We start from the raw sequence: 17,339 nt of genomic DNA, 5'->3' as shown, positions 1-17,339 counted from the left end.
CCGCAATCGAAAGGAACCACCATCATGGCCCAGCCCACCCCGCCCCCGCCTAGGATCTGCCCGGCCTGCGACGGCTTCGCCTCCGTCGCCGTCACCCTCGGCGGCCGCGACCACCGTGGCCACCTGCGCACCATCACCGCCCACTGCCCGGCCTGCCAGGGCACCGGCACCATGCGCCCCACCCGCCGACAGGGGGTGAACGCCTGATGCCCCGCCGCTGGAGCCTCGGAGTCGACCGCATCCTGTCCGACGACCTGGACGGCGACTACGACCGCCTGAAGAAGACCGCCAAAGCCCACCAGCTGCACGACACCGACCGGGCCACCAAGCCCAACCGCCACGGCCGCACCTCCAACGCCGCCGCGAGCGAAGACGCCAACACCCCGCAGAAGCGAGGCTGGCGCCGTTGACCCCGAAAGCCCTGCTCGACCCGACCACCCTCGGCGACCTGCTGAGGGTGGCTTCGGCCCCCGACTACACCCGCTGGGCAGACCAGGTCCGCCGAACCGGCGGCTGCGCCGACCCCATCCACCTGACCGGCTGGACCCTTACCAAAGACAAGACCACCGGCGAGACCCTGCACCACTACTCCACCGAGGGCGAACCGGGCGGACGGCTCCGCCTCGCTTGCGGCAACCGCCGGGCCTCCCGCTGCCCCTCCTGCGCCTGGACGTACGCGGGCGACACCTACCACCTCATCCGGGCCGGGCTCGCCGGGGACGACCGCCGCGACATCCCCACCAGCGTCCGGGATCACCCCCGCGTCTTCGCCACACCCACCGCCCCCCCCGCTCGGCCGCGTCCACAACCGGCCCGACCATGGCGTCTGCCGCTGCGGCACCCGCCACGCCGCCGACGACCCCGCCCTCGGCACCGCCCTCGACCCGGACACGTACGACTACGCGGGCGCGGTGCTGTTCAACAACCACGCCGGACAGCTCTGGCAGCGCTTCACCAACCGGCTCCGCCGCGAGATCGCCGCCCGCGCCGGCCTCTCCCAGCGGGAGCTGAAGGAAGCGGCCCGGCTCTCCTACGGCAAGGTCGCGGAGTTCCAGAAGCGGGGCGCCCTGCACTTCCACGCGGTCATCCGTCTCGACGGGCCGGACGGCCCCGGCACCCCGCCGCCGGCCTGGGCCACGGTCGGCCTCCTCACCGACGCGATCCGGGCCGCCGCCGGGCATTCCTACACTTCGGTCTCCGTCCCGGCCGCCTCAGACCAACCCGCCCGGACCTTCCGCTGGGGCACCCAGCTCGACGTCCGCCCGGTCAAGGCCTTCGGGGACGGCTCCGAGATCACCGAACAGGCCGTCGCCTCCTACGTTGCCAAGTACGCCACCAAAGCCGCCGAGAACACCGGCACCCTCGACCGCCGCATAGGTGAGCTGTCCGAACTCGACCACCACGGCGTGCCCGACCACACCCGTCGCCTGATCGAAGCCTGCAAGCTGCTCGACCCGCTGTATCCGGACCGGCGCCTCTGGGCCTGGGCGCACATGCTCGGCTTCCGCGGCCACTTCTCCTCCAAGTCCCGCCGCTACTCCACCACCCTCGGCGCTCTCCGTCAGGCCCGCGCCGACTACCGAGCCGCCCAGGAACAAGCCGCTCTCGGGCTCGACGACCAGGAGCCGGACACCGTCCTGGTCCTGGCCGACTGGCAGTACGCCGGCCACGGCCACACCCCCGGCGAATCGGTCCTGGCCGCCACCATCGCCCGCGGCCTCCAACTCAACCGCGAAACCGTTCGCGAGGAACTCCCAGCCCGGAAAGGAGATTGAGGTGAAGGACGAGCTGATGACGGTCCCGCAAATTCTCGATGAGCTCGGTGGCGTTTCTAGGCGGACGTTCTATCGGTGGCGCGAGCTGGGACACGGACCCGACGCTTTCAAGCTCCCCAACGGTGAACTGAGGGTCTGGCGTAGCGACTTTAGGACGTGGCTGCGTCAGCTGGAGGAAGCCGCGTGAAGTCTCTCGATGTGAAGGTTTGGGGTGTCCGTAAGCGAGACACGAAAACACCGTCCTACGGGGTTCGCTGGTCTGTTGCGGGCAACGTCTTCTCGGAATCTTTCCGAACCAAGGCGCTTGCCGACCACTACCGCACGAAGCTCATGCGCGCGATGCGCGACGGCGAGGAATTCGACACGGCGTCGGGCCTTCCGGCCTCGATGCTAGAGAAGAAGTCGGCCGTGTCGTGGTACGCCTTTGCCCTCAGGTACCTCGCCATGAAATGGCCCCATGCCGCCCCCAACACACGGGACGGCATCAACGAAGCCCTCACCAGCGTGACGCTGGAACTCCTCGACGACCGCGCCGGACGGCCGTCCGACGAGACGATCCGCAAAGCGCTGCGCACCTGGGCCTTCGTGCTTCCGGGGCCCGATGACCGGGAAGTTCCGGAGGACGTGCGGAACGTTCTTCACTGGGTGTCCAAGGCGTCCCGGCCGCTCGCCGATCTCGCTGAACCGGCCACGGCTCGCGCGGTCCTCGACTCGCTGAAGCTCAAGCTCGACGGCACGGCGGCAGCGGCCGAAACGGTGCGGCGTAAGCGTCGGACGCTCGTCAATGCCGCGAATTACGCCGTTGACCTGGGGGAGCTGCGGGAGAACCCGATCACAGCTGTCCGCTGGCAGAAGCCGAAGGTGTCCAACCAGATCGATCCGCGGGTTGTCGCCAACCCGGAGCAGGCAAGGAACCTGCTGGCGGCGGTTTCCTATGTGGGCGGATACCGGCGTGCCCGGGGTCGCCGCCTCGTGGGTCTGTTCGCCGCCATGTACTTCGGCGGTCTCCGGCCGGCGGAAGCGGTCGGCCTCGTCGAGACGGACTTGAACCTTCCCGAGCAGGGCTGGGGCTCGGCACTGCTCCACCGGACTCGTCCGTCTGTCGGAAAGCAATGGACGGACTCGGGGGAGACCCACGACGATCGCGGGCTGAAGAACCGGCCGACCGAGGATGTCCGACGGGTGCCCACCCCGCCCCACCTCGTCGCGGTTCTCCGGGAGCACCTGGCCACCTTCGGCACGGCGGACGACGGGCGGTTGTTCTTCAGTGAGAAGGGCTCGGTCGTCCCGTCCTCGACCTACTACCGCGTGTGGCAGGAGGCCCGGCTCCTCGCGCTTCCGCCGGCCGTCGCGGCCTCGCCGCTCGCGAGTCGGCCGTACGACCTCCGGCACTCGGCGCTGTCCACGTGGCTCAACGCCGGTGTCGACCCCACCGAGGTGGCCGAGCGAGCCGGAAACAGCGTTGAGGTCCTGCTGACCCGCTACGCGAAGTGCCTCGACGGGCGCCAGGACGTCGCCAACCGGCGCATCGAGGAACTGTTACGAGAGTACGAGTGACGCTTTCCGCGCCACGCTGAGGCCCTGGACATCTGTCCGGGGCCCTTCTCGTGTTGAGGCCAACTCGCTGCGATGCTGCGAGCCAGAAGCAGAGGGGGCCTCGTGGATCTGAATGTCACGCGCTGGAAGCGGTACGGGCATGATCGCCTGTATGCCAATCTGCCCGACGGCACCGCGGTTGGTTGGGCGGACGTGAAGACGGGGGAGATCACGGTTCTACGTGCTGAGTATCGCGACGACGTGATCGCCGTACTGACCGAGCACTTACAGAGCCGCGAGCCAGCAGGCATCCCGGGGGAGACACCCCAGACGGAAGTGCGTCCGCTGCTGCCGCCGCTGACACCGGCCGACGATCTGGCCGGCACCCCTCCCGGTGACTCGCTCCGCGAGCTGCTTGATGGCTCGGGTCCAAGTTTGGCGGAGCGAGTCATCGCGCGACTCCTGCGGCGCCGCACGGAGTGGGACTCCTGGCGGAAAGGGCTGGCGGGGGAGAAGCGAGTCGGGGCCGAGCTGAACCGCTTGGCACGCCACGGTTGGCATGCCCTGCACTCCATCCGACTGGCGAACAATGTGGATGTTGATCACCTGCTCATCGGGCCCGGGGGAGTATTCAGCATTAATACGAAGCACCACCACAATCGGGCTGTGTGGGTTGGCGACGATTCCGTAAAAGTCGATCACGGCAAGCCAGCGCCCTACGCGCGCAAGAGCCGTGCGGAGGCAAAGCGGGTAGGCCGAGTGCTTGAGCGCTACTGTCCCTTTCCCGTACCTGTGGAGCCAGTCCTCGTCTTCGTCGGCGTCACCGATCTGAAGGTCGTGGCCACACAGCTCAGCGTGCGGGTGTACCGGGAGCGCGAAGTGGCAGCACTGGCGCCGCTCACGGGGGTGCTGACGGCCGCCCAGGTCGAGCAGGTGTACAGCATTGCCCGCCATCGGCAGGCTTGGATCCGGGCCTGAGCCTGGCCGTCTCGGCGATCCGCCGGCCGTTCCGGGCCTGTGTCGATTCCTGGATCTCACCTGCGGCGATTGCTCAAGATCCCGTCCACGCCTCGTCCACAGACCCAGGCATACGGCCGCTTCGGGCGGCACATGCCTGCACATACGCGAAGACCCCGGCCTCAGCGTTTCCGCTGGTGACGGGGTCTTTGGGCACCAAATCCAAGGTGCCCCCGGCAGGATTCGAACCTGCGCACACGGCTCCGGAGGCCGTTGCTCTATCCCCTGAGCTACGGGGGCGTGTCGGTGTGGAGCGTGTTGCTCGCGGCGACGGGTAGAACACTACCAGCTCTGACGGGGTGGTCAGGAACGGGTTTTGGGAGGTCCGCGGGGGCGTGTGTCCCCCGCAGGGGGCGGAAGTGGGGAAAAGCCGGACGGGATGGCCGGTCCGGACCTACTCTCAAGTTGTGCCAGGCGCGTCGGGCCGGGTGCTTGTTGTGGACGACAACAAGGTCATCCGGCAGCTGATCAGGGTCAATCTCGAGCTGGAGGGCCTCGAGGTCGTGACCGCGGCCGATGGTGTCGAGTGTCTGGATGTCATCCATCAGGTGCGGCCCGATGTCGTGACGCTCGATGTCGTCATGCCGCGCCTCGACGGACTGCGGACCGTCGCGCGGCTGCGGGCCGACCCGCGGACCCGGGATCTGCCCGTCGCCATCGTCAGCGCCTGCAACCAGTACGAGGTCGAGACCGGCCTCGACATCGGCGTCGACGCCTTCCTCGCCAAGCCCTTCGAGCCCACCGAGCTGGTCCGGCTGGTACGGCAGCTGATCGAGCGGCGCGAGGGCGGCGCGCCGGAGGACGGCGACCGGGGGGCGGCCGAGAACGGGGAACAGGCCCCCGCCTTCAGGGGCGCCTGGGGCGCTCCCGGGGGCACCCTCGGGGGCGGCGGCACGTAGCCCGCCCGCCCCGTGGGCCGCCCGGGCTCGTGCACATCCCGGACCGTCCCCGGGCACCCTCGGGGGCGGCGGCACGTAGCCCGCCCGCCCCGTGGGCCGCCCGGGCTCGTCCACATCCCGGACCGTCCCCGGGCACCCTCGGGGGCGGCGGCACGTAGCCCGCCCGCCCCGTGGGCCGCCCGGGCTCGTCCACATCCCGGACCGTCCCCGGGCACCCTCGGGGGCGGCGGCACGTAGCCCGCCCGCCGCGCGGGCCGCCCGGGCTCGTGCACATCCCGGACCGTCCCCGGGCACCCTCGGGGGCAGCGGCACGTAGCCCGCCCGCCGCGCGGGCCGCCCGGGCTCGTGCACATCCCGGACCATCCCCGGGCACCCTCGGGGGCGGCGACACGTAGCCCGCCCGCCCCCGCGGGCGACCCGGGTTCGTCCACATCCCGGACCATCCCCCAAACCGGCTCGCATACCCACCCCCCTCCTCCCATACGCTTGTCCCGTGACCCCCGTCGAGCTCTCCCGTACCGTCCTGCACGCGGTTCGCCGTGCCGTGGACGGCGGCGAGCTGAGCGTGGCCGTGCCCGAGAGGGTCGTGGTCGCGCCGCCGGGGCCCGGGGGGTGCGGGGACTACGCCACCAACGTGGCGCTGCAGCTGGCCCGCCCGGCCGGACGGCCCCCTCGGCAGGTCGCCGAGGTGCTGCTGCCCCATCTGGTACGGGCCGAGGGCGTCACCGACGTGGCCATCACCGGGCCCGGGTTCCTCAACATCAGCCTCGACCGGGACGCCGGCGCCGAGCTCGTACGCAAGGTGCTGCGGGAGGGCGCGCGGTACGGGCACTCCGACGCCCTCGCCGGGCAGGTGACCGAGCTGCGGGTGCCGTACGAGGTGCGGGCCGAGGTCGTCGCGGACGCCGTCGCGCGGATCGCCGCCTCCCAGGGCGGGCGCACGGAGGTCTCCCACGGCGAGCCCGCCGACCTGCGTCCGGTGCCCGCCCCCGAGGACCCCATGCCCCTCGGGCCCGACGCCGCCCGCTGGGCGCTGCTGCATCCCGCGCCGCACGACCGGCCCCGGATCACCGCCGATCACCTCGTGCAGCGGGAGAGCAACCCCCTCTTCCGCGTCCGCTACGCCCACGCCCGCACGCGGGCGCTCAGCCGCAACGCCGCCGATCTCGGCTTCGCCGCCGAGCCCGGTCCCGTCGGCGGCCACGACGTCGTGGCCCTTCTCGCCGACCACCCCCGCATCCTCGCCGCGTCCGCCGCCCACCGCGCTCCGGACCGGCTCGCGCGGCATCTCGTCACCGTCGCCGATGCCGTCCTCGCCCTGCTGCCCGGCGTGCTGCCCCGCGGTGAGGAGAAACCCTCGGCCGCCCACCGCGCCCGGCTCGCCCTCGCCGAAGCCGCCGGGACGGTGCTGGCCGGTGGCCTGTCCCTGCTCGGCATCGACGCACCCGACCATCTTTGAAAGAGCCACGATGAGCCGTTCCGCCCACCCCGCCGGGCCCCGTCACGCCGATGTCCTGCCCGAGGGCCACTACAGCGCCCCGCCCGCCGATCTGAACTCCCTCGACCCGAAGGTGTGGGCGCAGACCGTGGACCGGGACACCGACGGTGTGCTCACCGTCGGCGGCATCCCCGTCACCCGGCTCGCCGAGGAGTTCGGCACGCCCGCCTACATCCTCGACGAGACCGACTTCCGGGCACGGGCCCGGGCCTGGCGCACCGCCTTCGGGCCCGACGCCGACGTCTTCTACGCCGGCAAGGCGTTCCTGTCCCGGGCCGTCGTGCGCTGGCTGCACGAGGAGGGGCTCAACCTCGACGTGTGCTCCGGCGGTGAGCTCGCCACCGCGCTGTCCGCCGGGATGCCCGCCGACCGGATCGCCTTCCACGGCAACAACAAGTCCCCGCAGGAGATCCGCCGCGCGATCACCGAAGGGGTCGGCCGTATCGTCCTCGACTCCTTCCAGGAGATCGTGCGCGTCGCCCACATCGCCCAGGAACTCGGCAAGCGGCAGCGGGTGCAGATCCGTATCACCGTCGGCGTCGAGGCGCACACCCACGAGTTCATCGCCACCGCCCACGAGGACCAGAAGTTCGGCATCCCGCTGGCGGGCGGGCAGGCCGCCGAGGCCGTACGGCGGGCCCTGCAGCTCGACGGCCTGGAGCTGATCGGCATCCACTCGCACATCGGGTCGCAGATCTTCGACATGTCCGGCTTCGAGGTCGCCGCCCACCGGGTGGTCGGCCTGCTGAAGGACATCCGCGACGAGCACGGCGTCGAGCTGCCCGAGATCGACCTCGGCGGCGGCCTCGGCATCGCCTACACCAGCGACGACGACCCCCGCGAGCCCCACGAGATCGCCAAGGCGCTGAGCGAGATCGTCACCCGCGAGTGCGAGGCCGCCAGGCTGCGCACGCCCCGCATCTCCGTCGAGCCCGGCCGCGCCGTCGTCGGCCCGACCGCCTTCACGCTCTACGAGGTCGGCACCGTCAAGCCGCTGGACGGGCTGCGCACCTACGTCTCCGTCGACGGCGGCATGTCGGACAACATCCGCACCGCGCTGTACGACGCCGAGTACAGCGTCGCCCTCGTCTCGCGCACGAGTGACGCCGAGCCCATGCTCTCCCGGGTGGTCGGCAAGCACTGCGAGAGCGGTGACATCGTGGTGCGGGACGCGTTCCTGCCCGCCGACCTGGCGCCGGGCGACCTGATCGCCGTCCCCGCGACGGGTGCCTACTGCCGGTCCATGGCCAGCAACTACAACCACGTCCTGAGGCCCCCGGTCGTGGCCGTGAAGGACGGGGAGGCCCGCGTCATCGTCCGCCGTGAGACCGAGGAGGACCTCCTCCGGCTCGACGTCGGGTGACCGAGGGAAACCGCAGGTGGAAGATCTTCGGTCCGCCACCCCCGCATAAATGAAATAGATGTCTCACGATCCGGACCAGGGGCAGAAACTCCGGTCCGGTGAGTGAGACTGGACCAACCGAGACGGTATGAGGAAACGAGGTCGGATGATGCGTACGCGTCCGCTGAAGGTGGCGCTGCTGGGCTGTGGAGTGGTCGGCTCAGAGGTGGCGCGCATCATGACGACGCACGCCGACGACCTCGCCGCCCGCATCGGGGCCCCCGTCGAGCTCGCCGGTGTCGCCGTACGACGGCCCGACCGGGTCCGCGAGGGCATCGCGCGGGAGCTGATCACCACCGACGCCACCGCCCTGGTCAAACGCGGCGACATCGACGTCGTGGTCGAGGTCATCGGCGGTATCGAGCCCGCCCGCACCCTCATCACCACCGCCTTCGAACACGGCGCGTCCGTCGTCTCCGCCAACAAGGCGCTGCTCGCCCAGGACGGCGCCGCCCTGCACGCGGCCGCCGAGGAGCACGGCAAGGACCTCTACTACGAGGCCGCCGTCGCAGGCGCCATCCCGCTGATCCGCCCGCTGCGCGAGTCGCTGGCCGGCGACAAGGTCAACCGGGTGCTCGGCATCGTCAACGGCACCACCAACTTCATCCTCGACAAGATGGACTCGACGGGGGCCGGCTACCAGGAGGCCCTGGACGAGGCCACCGCGCTGGGCTACGCCGAGGCCGACCCGACCGCCGACGTCGAGGGCTTCGACGCCGCCGCCAAGGCCGCCATCCTCGCCGGGATCGCCTTCCACACGCGTGTGCGCCTCGACGACGTCTACCGCGAGGGCATGACCGAGGTGACCGCCGCCGACTTCGCCTCCGCGAAGGAGATGGGCTGCACCATCAAGCTGCTCGCCATCTGCGAGCGCGCCGAGGACGGGGCCTCCGTCACCGCGCGCGTGCACCCCGCGATGATCCCGCTGACCCACCCGCTGGCCTCGGTGCGCGGCGCCTACAACGCCGTGTTCGTGGAGTCGGACGCCTCCGGGCAGCTCATGTTCTACGGCCCCGGCGCGGGTGGCTCGCCCACCGCCTCGGCCGTGCTCGGCGACCTGGTCGCCGTGTGCCGCAACCGGCTCAGCGGGGCGACGGGGCCCGGCGAGTCGGCGTACGCCGCCCTGACCGTCTCGCCCATGGGCGAGGTCGTCACGCGCTACCACATCAGCCTCGACGTGGCGGACAAGCCGGGTGTGCTCGCCCAGGTCGCGACCGTCTTCGCCGAGCACGGGGTGTCCATCGACACCGTGCGCCAGCAGGGCAAGGACGGCGAGGCCTCCCTCGTCGTCGTCACCCACCGCGCGTCCGACGCCGCCCTCACCGGGACCGTCGAGGCGCTGCGCAAGCTCGACACCGTGCGCGGTGTCGCCAGCATCATGCGGGTTGAAGGAGAGTAACCAGCAATGACCCACCAGTGGCGCGGAATCATCGAGGAGTACCGGGACAGGCTGCCGGTGTCGGACACCACGCCGGTCGTCACCCTCCGCGAGGGCGGTACGCCGCTCGTGCCCGCGCAGGTGCTCTCCGAGCGCACGGGCTGCGAGGTCCACCTCAAGGTCGAGGGTGCCAACCCGACGGGGTCCTTCAAGGACCGCGGTATGACGATGGCCATCACCCGGGCCAAGGAGGAGGGCGCCAAGGCGGTCATCTGCGCCTCCACCGGCAACACGTCCGCCTCCGCCGCCGCGTACGCGGTGCGCGCGGGCATGGTCTCCGCCGTGCTCGTCCCGCAGGGCAAGATCGCGCTCGGCAAGATGGGCCAGGCCCTCGTGCACGGCGCGAAGATCCTCCAGGTGGACGGCAACTTCGACGACTGCCTCACCCTCGCCCGCGGTCTGAGCGAGAACTACCCGGTGGCACTGGTCAATTCGGTCAACCCGGTACGTATCGAGGGCCAGAAGACGGCCGCGTTCGAAATCGTGGACATGCTGGGCGACGCGCCCGACATCCACGTCCTGCCGGTCGGCAACGCGGGCAACATCACCGCCTACTGGAAGGGCTACACCGAGTACGCCGCCGACGGCGTCGCCTCCAGGACCCCCCGGATGTGGGGCTTCCAGGCCTCCGGCAGTGCCCCGATCGTGCGCGGCGAGGTCGTCAAGGACCCGTCCACCATCGCCACCGCCATCCGCATCGGCAACCCGGCGTCCTGGCAGTACGCGCTGGCCGCGCGTGACGAATCGGGCGGTCTCATCGACGAGGTGACGGACCGTGAGATTCTGCGCGCCTACCGTCTGTTGGCCGCGCAGGAGGGCGTCTTCGTCGAGCCCGCCTCCGCCGCGTCGGTCGCCGGTCTGCTGAAGGCCGCCGAGCAGGGCAAGGTCGACCCGGGCCAGCGCATCGTCTGCACCGTCACCGGCAACGGTCTGAAGGACCCCGACTGGGCCGTCGCCGGCGCCCCGCAGCCGGTCACCGTCCCGGTCGACGCGGCCACCGCGGCCGAGCGCCTCGGCCTGGCCTGACCCGACCCCGGGGTCCGCACGGGTAATCCCGGCAGGAACGGGTAATCCCGGTAAGGGATGCACAGGGGGCTCGCGACACGCATCGTGCGCCTCCTGTGCGCCCTATGTCGCCACAGAACCTTCCTTCGATAGGCTGTACCGAACCCGCCTGCCGCATATGCCCGAGCGTTGCGCGCGGCGCCGCGCCTCCGCCGCGGCCCGAGGGGTTCCTCGCACGTCGTCGAATGTCTGTCGAGCGACTTCCGACAGTCACCGCAGCTCAAGGAGAGTCATCGAGCGATGGCCGGTCCAGCCTTCCGCGCCGCCGCCGTCAGGGTGCGCGTCCCCGCCACCAGCGCCAACCTCGGCCCGGGCTTCGACGCCCTCGGCCTCGCGCTGGGGCTGTACGACGACGTCGTCGTCCGGGTGGCCGACTCCGGGCTGCACATCGACATCGCGGGCGAGGGCAGCGAAACGCTCCCCCGCGACGAGAAGCACCTCCTCGTCCGCTCCATGCGCACCGCCTTCGACGTGCTCGGCGGGCAGCCGCGCGGCCTGGAGATCGTGTGCGCCAACCGCATCCCGCACGGCCGCGGCCTCGGCTCCTCCTCCGCCGCCATCTGCGCCGGCATCGTCGCCGCCCGGGCCGTGACCATAGGCGGCGAGTCCAAGCTGGACGACGCGGGCCTGCTGGAGCTGGCCACCGAGATCGAGGGCCATCCCGACAACGTGGCGCCCTGTCTGCTCGGCGGGTTCACCATCGCCTGGATGGAGTCCGGCGCCGCCCGGGCGATCCGGCTCGAACCCAAGGATTCCATCGTTCCGGTGGTTTTCGTGCCCGGTAAGCCGGTGCTGACCGAGACCGCCCGCGGCCTGCTCCCGCGCTCCGTGCCGCACGTCGACGCCGCCGTCAACGCGGGCCGTGCCGCGCTGCTCGTCGAGGCCCTCACCCGGCGCCCCGAGCTGCTGCTGCCGGCCACCGAGGACCGGCTCCACCAGGAGTACCGCGCCCCGGCCATGCCGGAGAGCGCCGCACTGGTGGAGCGGCTGCGCGCCGACGGCGTACCCGCCGTGATCTCCGGCGCCGGGCCCACCGTGATGGCCCTGGCCGACGCCGGGACCGCCGACAAGGTCGAGGCCCTGGCCGGTCCGGAATGGGCCGCCAACCGGCTGCCCCTGGACCTGCGGGGAGCGAGCGTCCTGCCGCTCGCATCGGCCGGGGAGTAGGGCACGCGGTTGCCGGATTTGGAGAGGGGGAATGTTTGTTGGATCCGGTAGTGTTAATCTCAAGTCTGCACCCGACCCCACCATGGCGAGGTGCCTCGTGTCCCCGTCCGGGACAGACATTCTTCCGGGAGCCCCCCAAGCCGCACTGTGTTCCGTACGTCATACGCGGGCAGTACGCCGTATGCGGACACTGAGCGGTCCGCCGGGCACGCTCCGGAATCGGTGCGACCACGCCACGTGACACTGGGTGCCACGGCTCGAGGAAGCGCCATCACCAGATATCTCTTCCGCCGCTCCGGCGGATTACCGCCCCGGCCGGTCCACAGCAAGGACCGAAGCCGGACAGCACAACCGGTCGCCGAGCCAGACAGGCCGACGTCCGCTCCAGGGAAGGACCCTTCGTGAGCGACACCACCGATCTGATGGGCGCACGTGTCGAGGAGACCGCTGCCGCGCCCGCCACGGACGCCTCCGCGCCTGCCACCGGTGCCGGCTCCCGGCGGCGCCGCGGTACCGGCCTCGAGGGCATGGTGCTGGCCGAGCTGCAGCAGGTCGCCTCCGGCCTCGGCATCAGGGGCACCGCGCGGATGCGCAAGAGCCAGCTGATCGAGGTCATCAAGGAGGCGCAGGCGGGTGGGGGTGCGCCGGCCGCGAAGGCCGAGGCCGCCACCGAGACCAAGCCCAAGCGCCGCGCCACCTCCAAGGCTCGTACGGGTGACGACACCGCCGCGAAGAAGGCGGACGCCAAGGCCGAGGCCCCCGCCGAGAAGGCCGTGGCCCAGCAGCAGATCGAGATCCCGGGCCAGCCCGCCTCCGACGACGCGCCCACCGAGCGCCGCCGTCGCCGTGCCACCGCCGAGGCCGGCAGCCCCGAGACGGTCGCCGTCGAGGCCAAGAGCGAGCCCAAGGCCGAGACGCCCGCCCCGCAGGGTGACGCCAAGTCCGACGCGGACGGCGGCGAGGGCCGCCGCCGCGACCGCCGTGAGCGCGGCCGGGACCGCGACCGGGGCGACCGCGACCGTGGTGAGCGCGGCGACCGTGGTGACCGCCGCAAGGGCGACGACCAGCAGGGCGGCCAGCGCGGCCAGCAGCAGGGCCAGTCCCAGGGCGGCGGCCGTCAGGACCGCGACCGGGACCGCCAGCAGCAGGACGACGACGACTTCGAGGGCGGCCGGCGTGGCCGTCGCGGCCGCTACCGCGACCGCCGTGGCCGTCGCGGCCGCGACGAGATGGGCGCCACCGAGCCGCAGATCGCCGAGGACGACGTCCTGATCCCCGTCGCGGGCATCCTGGACATCCTCGACAACTACGCCTTCATCCGTACGTCGGGCTACCTCCCGGGCCCGAACGACGTGTACGTCTCCCTCGCCCAGGTCCGCAAGAACGGCCTGCGCAAGGGCGACCACATCACCGGCGCGGTCCGCCAGCCCAAGGAAGGCGAGCGGCGCGAGAAGTTCAACGCGCTGGTCCGCCTGGACTCCGTCAACGGCATGGCGCCCGAACACGGCCGCGGCCGCCCGGAGTTCAACAAGCTGACCCCGCTGTACCCGCAGGACCGCCTGCGCCTGGAGACCGACCCGGGCGTGCTGACCACCCGCATCATCGACCTCGTGTCGCCGATCGGCAAGGGCCAGCGCGGTCTGATCGTGGCCCCGCCGAAGACCGGCAAGACCATGATCATGCAGGCGATCGCCAACGCGATCACCCACAACAACCCCGAGTGCCACCTGATGGTCGTCCTGGTCGACGAGCGTCCGGAAGAGGTCACCGACATGCAGCGGTCGGTCAAGGGCGAGGTCATCTCCTCGACCTTCGACCGTCCGGCCGAGGACCACACCACGGTCGCCGAGCTCGCCATCGAGCGCGCCAAGCGTCTCGTCGAGCTGGGTCACGACGTGGTCGTCCTGCTGGACTCGATCACCCGTCTGGGCCGCGCCTACAACCTGGCCGCCCCGGCCTCGGGCCGCATCCTGTCCGGTGGTGTCGACTCCACGGCCCTGTACCCGCCGAAGCGCTTCTTCGGTGCGGCCCGCAACATCGAGGACGGCGGCTCGCTGACCATCCTCGCCACCGCCCTGGTGGACACCGGGTCCCGCATGGACGAGGTGATCTTCGAGGAGTTCAAGGGCACCGGCAACATGGAGCTCAAGCTCGACCGCAAGCTCGCCGACAAGCGCATCTTCCCGGCGGTGGACGTCGACGCGTCCGGCACCCGCAAGGAAGAGATCCTGCTCGGCAACGAGGAGCTCGCCGTCGTCTGGAAGCTGCGCCGGGTGCTGCACGCCCTCGACCAGCAGCAGGCGATCGAGCTGCTCCTCGACAAGATGAAGCAGACGAAGTCGAACGTCGAGTTCCTGATGCAGATCCAGAAGACGACGCCGACGCCGGGCAACGGCGACTGACGGTTGTTCGTCCGCAAGGTCTGAAGGGGCCGCCCCTTTCACCGGGGGCGGCCCTCTTCTTGTACAGCTTTCACCCCTGAGGGGACTGGAGTGGAGAAGTCCACGTCCGAGGGTCGCAGGCGCCGCATGCGGATCGCCCTGCCCGTCGCCGCGGCCGCGGTCGCAGCCGCCGTCGCCGCCGCGGTGTTCACGCGCGTCGCGGGGGCCGCGCCCGCCGTGCCCGAGCCGACGCTGACGCCGCCCGGGTACACCACCGTGGCCTCCGGCGAGCTGGAGCGGCGCGTGGCGGGCGCGCTCGGCGACTCCGCCTCCCCGAGCACCGGCGCCGAGAACGGCACCGACGGCAGCGCCCCCTGGCTGGCCCAGCTCTGGTACCACGACGACCGCGGCACCGCCGCCCCGGGCGACGACGTGCGCTTCTCCTGCGCCGGCACCGTCGTCGCGCCGACGAAGGTCCTCACCGCCGCGCACTGCGTCAAGGGCTACAACTGGTACGTGTTCGGCGCCGTCGTCACCGGCACCGCCGACCTCCCCACCCCCGGCAGCGGTGGCGCCGACCTGCACGGCGGCACCGCCTCGCTGCCGCTGCGCCAGTTCTACGACCCGGCGTACGACCCGGACACCGCCGACAACGACATCGCGGTCCTCACCCTGGACGCCCCCGTACGGGTCCCCCCGATCCGTCTGACGACGTCCACGGACACCGCCTCCTACGCGCCCGGCACCGAGGCCAGGACCTACGGCTGGGCCCGCAGCCGCGCGGCCACGCTGTTGATCCGGCCGGACGCCGACTGCGCGCGGCAGCAGGGCTTCGTCCCCGGCCACATGGTGTGCACCGGTGCCGCCCGGCCCGACCCGGGCGCCCCGCTCGTCGTCGGCGACCGTGTCGTCGGGGTCGCCGCCGAGAACGGCCGGTTCCTCGACGTCCGGCACTACCTCGGCCCGGTCACGGCGCGCATCGACGACACCAACTTCAGCCGCGACCACCGGGCCGATGTGTTCGTCCGCCTCTCCGAGGACGGCATGGGCTTCGTCAAGTCGTCCAAGGGCAGCACCCTCGACAACCGCGACGAGATCGGCGACTGGCGAGCGGCGGACCTGCTGCTGCAGACGGACCTGGACCGCGACGGCTTCCAGGACCTCATCTGGCGCCGCGCCGACGACCGCGCGGTCTTCGAGGCGCACTACGTGCCCGCCGAGCAGGCCTGGCGGACCACGGAACTCCCCGGCGACTGGACCTCGCGCACCCACCTCGTCGCCCCCGGTGACGTCACCGGCGACGACCTGCCCGACCTGCTGTCCGTCGACGGCGCCGGTGTGCTGTGGATCCACCCCGGCGACGGCGACGGCACCTTCACCGCGCCCGTGAAGACCGGGCCCGGCTGGGGCCGGTACGACGCCGTCGTGGGGCACGGCGACTTCACCGACGACGGCAAGCCCGACCTGATCACCCGGAGTGAGGGCGACCACCACCTCTACCTCCACCCGGGAACCGGCACGGCGGGCCCGGACGCCTTCGCCCCGCGCGTGAAGGTGCGCACCTGGCCCGACTACGACCTCCTCGACGCGGTCGGCGACGTCAACGGCGACAGCAGGGCCGACCTGCTCGCCCGCGACCACGACGGCACGCTCTGGCTGTACAAGGGCACCGGCAAGGCGTCGCCGGAGATCTTCGCCACACGCGTCCCGGCGGCCCCGGACTTCGACCAGTACGACCTCCTCGGCTGAACCGCTGGTGAGCGCGGGCAGCTCGGCGACCTCGGTCACAGTGGGTGACGGACCGGCCCACAGGGTGGCCACAGAACACCGTGCAACCCTGTCCCCGGTTCCCCCGTCCGGCCGTTTGGAGTGACGATGGAGCGGTGCGGGTCGAAATGACCTGGCCTGTCCGCCGACCCAGGGGGTAACCGACCGGACGAGAGCCGAGGAGCACATGTCTGCCGACAGCACGCCGGGACCCGGCATACCGGGCACACCCGGTTCCAGCGCCCCGCGCGGCCGCGCCAGGGGCCGCCGCCGCAAGCCCGGCGGCAGACGCCGCACGGGCCTGACGATCGCGGCCTGGACCGCGGCGGGCGTCGTCGTCCTCGGCGGCACCGGGGCCGGCTACGTGTACTTCAAGCTCAACGGCAACCTCGACAGCATCGACATCAACGAGGCGCTGGGCACCGACCGCCCCACCAAGGCCGACAACGGCTCCGAGAACATCCTGGTGCTCGGCTCGGACACCCGCTCCGGCGGCAACCGCGAGCTCGGCGGCGGCACGGACGACGGCAGCGCCCGCTCCGACACGGCGATGATCGTCCACGTGTACCGCGGCCACAAGAAGGCCAGTGTCGTCTCCATCCCGCGCGACACCCTCATCGACCGCCCCGAGTGCACCGACACCGACGGCGTCACCCATGACGCGGCGAGCGGCGTCATGTTCAACTCGGCCTATTCCACGGGCGGCGCGGCCTGCGCCGTGCGGACCGTCGAGTCGATCACCGATCTGCGCATGGACCACTACCTCGAGGTCGACTTCGCCGGCTTCCGCGAGCTCGTCGACGAACTGGGCGGCGTCGAGGTCACGACCCATAAGGACATCAAGGACGCCGAGAGCCATCTGAACCTCGCGGCCGGCACCCACCAGCTGACCGGCGAACAGGCCCTCGGCCTGGTCCGCACCCGGCACGGCGTCGGCGACGGCTCGGACCTCGGCCGCATCCAGCTCCAGCAGGCCTTCATGAAGGCCCTGGTCGCCCAGCTCAAGGACGTGGGCGTGTTCACCAGCCCCAAGAAGCTCTACGACCTCGCCGACACGGCCACCAAGACCGTCACGACCGACTCCGACCTCGGCTCGGTCAACTCCCTGCTGTCCTGGGCCAACGGCCTCAAGGGCATCAGCCCCTCCCACATGACCATGATCACCATGCCGGTCCAGTACGACCCGGCGGACATGAACCGCGTACTGCTGGACGAGGACAAGGCGCAGATGGTCTGGACGGCCCTGAAGAACGACCGGCCGATCCCGAAGGCGGCGACGACAGGTACCGCCACAGGCCAGGCGAAGTCGGTCGTGAGCTGACCCGGGGGCGCGCCGCGTCGGCGCGAGAAGCGACCACGGTCCGCACGGAATAGATGACAGCAGGCCCCGGTTT

At 71.4% G+C, this 17,339-nt stretch carries 14 protein-coding genes, 1 tRNA gene and 1 pseudogene; 15 read left to right on the top strand and 1 reads right to left on the bottom strand.

The genetic code is table 11. The features are described from left to right. The first annotated feature begins 24 nt into the window (after positions 1-24). From ACIGXJ_RS15805 to ACIGXJ_RS15780, 6 genes and pseudogenes are all read left to right on the top strand, one after another. On the top strand, positions 25-207 hold the full coding sequence (locus ACIGXJ_RS15805; RefSeq protein ID WP_399645036.1) for a hypothetical protein: 183 nt from the start codon (positions 25-27) through the stop codon (positions 205-207). After that, positions 207-410 carry a hypothetical protein gene (locus tag ACIGXJ_RS15800; RefSeq protein ID WP_399645034.1) on the top strand — a complete coding sequence of 68 codons (204 nt, stop codon included), beginning with the start codon at positions 207-209 and terminating at the stop codon, positions 408-410. The genes ACIGXJ_RS15805 and ACIGXJ_RS15800 overlap by 1 nt, the downstream gene beginning before the upstream one ends. Before the next feature lie 47 nt (positions 411-457). Continuing rightward, positions 458-1,775: pseudogene (repSA, locus tag ACIGXJ_RS15795) on the top strand (replication initiator protein RepSA). A gap of 16 nt (positions 1,776-1,791) precedes the next feature. Then, positions 1,792-1,962 (top strand): helix-turn-helix transcriptional regulator, encoded by a 171-nt coding sequence (locus tag ACIGXJ_RS15790; RefSeq protein WP_399645966.1) that lies wholly within the window; start codon positions 1,792-1,794, stop codon positions 1,960-1,962. After that, positions 1,959-3,332 (top strand): tyrosine-type recombinase/integrase, encoded by a 1,374-nt coding sequence (locus ACIGXJ_RS15785; RefSeq protein WP_399645032.1) that lies wholly within the window; start codon positions 1,959-1,961, stop codon positions 3,330-3,332. Before ACIGXJ_RS15790 ends, ACIGXJ_RS15785 begins: the two co-directional genes overlap by 4 nt. Before the next feature lie 72 nt (positions 3,333-3,404). Further along, positions 3,405-4,289, top strand: coding sequence for a nuclease-related domain-containing protein (locus ACIGXJ_RS15780; protein ID WP_399645030.1), 885 nt, complete (start codon positions 3,405-3,407; stop codon positions 4,287-4,289). A gap of 207 nt (positions 4,290-4,496) precedes the next feature. Here the strand turns inward: ACIGXJ_RS15780 and ACIGXJ_RS15775 are convergent. Next, positions 4,497-4,568 (bottom strand) — tRNA-Arg (locus tag ACIGXJ_RS15775). Between the two features lie 197 nt (positions 4,569-4,765). Between ACIGXJ_RS15775 and ACIGXJ_RS15770 the strand changes: the two genes are divergently transcribed. The 9 genes from ACIGXJ_RS15770 to ACIGXJ_RS15730 all read left to right on the top strand — a co-directional run bounded on the left by ACIGXJ_RS15770 (position 4,766) and on the right by ACIGXJ_RS15730 (position 17,266). Next, positions 4,766-5,227: a response regulator gene (locus tag ACIGXJ_RS15770; RefSeq protein ID WP_399645028.1), complete on the top strand. Its 462-nt coding sequence runs from the start codon at positions 4,766-4,768 to the stop codon at positions 5,225-5,227. 493 nt (positions 5,228-5,720) lie between these two features. After that, on the top strand, positions 5,721-6,686 hold the full coding sequence (gene nrtL / locus ACIGXJ_RS15765) for an ArgS-related anticodon-binding protein NrtL (RefSeq protein ID WP_399645026.1): 966 nt from the start codon (positions 5,721-5,723) through the stop codon (positions 6,684-6,686). Positions 6,687-6,696: 10 nt separating this feature from the next. Continuing rightward, entirely contained in the window at positions 6,697-8,088 is a 1,392-nt protein-coding gene (gene lysA, locus ACIGXJ_RS15760; RefSeq protein WP_399645024.1) for a diaminopimelate decarboxylase, read from the top strand. 145 nt (positions 8,089-8,233) lie between these two features. After that, positions 8,234-9,526 carry a homoserine dehydrogenase gene (locus tag ACIGXJ_RS15755; RefSeq protein WP_399645022.1) on the top strand — a complete coding sequence of 431 codons (1,293 nt, stop codon included), beginning with the start codon at positions 8,234-8,236 and terminating at the stop codon, positions 9,524-9,526. A gap of 6 nt (positions 9,527-9,532) precedes the next feature. Continuing rightward, positions 9,533-10,591 carry a threonine synthase gene (gene thrC / locus ACIGXJ_RS15750; RefSeq protein WP_399645020.1) on the top strand — a complete coding sequence of 353 codons (1,059 nt, stop codon included), beginning with the start codon at positions 9,533-9,535 and terminating at the stop codon, positions 10,589-10,591. 279 nt (positions 10,592-10,870) lie between these two features. Beyond that, a complete protein-coding gene (gene thrB, locus ACIGXJ_RS15745) occupies positions 10,871-11,797 on the top strand; it encodes a homoserine kinase (RefSeq protein ID WP_399645018.1) in 927 nt (308 codons plus the stop codon). A gap of 401 nt (positions 11,798-12,198) precedes the next feature. Continuing rightward, a complete protein-coding gene (gene rho / locus ACIGXJ_RS15740; RefSeq protein WP_399645016.1) occupies positions 12,199-14,199 on the top strand; it encodes a transcription termination factor Rho in 2,001 nt (666 codons plus the stop codon). A gap of 90 nt (positions 14,200-14,289) precedes the next feature. After that, the gene (locus ACIGXJ_RS15735) at positions 14,290-15,927 is read left to right on the top strand and encodes a trypsin-like serine protease (protein WP_399645014.1); all 1,638 of its coding nucleotides are present in this window, start codon (positions 14,290-14,292) and stop codon (positions 15,925-15,927) included. 205 nt (positions 15,928-16,132) lie between these two features. After that, positions 16,133-17,266 (top strand): LCP family protein, encoded by a 1,134-nt coding sequence (locus ACIGXJ_RS15730; RefSeq protein ID WP_399645012.1) that lies wholly within the window; start codon positions 16,133-16,135, stop codon positions 17,264-17,266. Positions 17,267-17,339 lie beyond the last annotated feature (73 nt).

This window comes from Streptomyces sp. NPDC053367, from assembly GCF_044545925.1.
In the GTDB taxonomy this organism is placed as follows: domain Bacteria; phylum Actinomycetota; class Actinomycetes; order Streptomycetales; family Streptomycetaceae; genus Streptomyces.
Note: the sequence above shows the minus strand (reverse complement) of the source record. Positions and strands in the feature narration are given on the sequence as shown.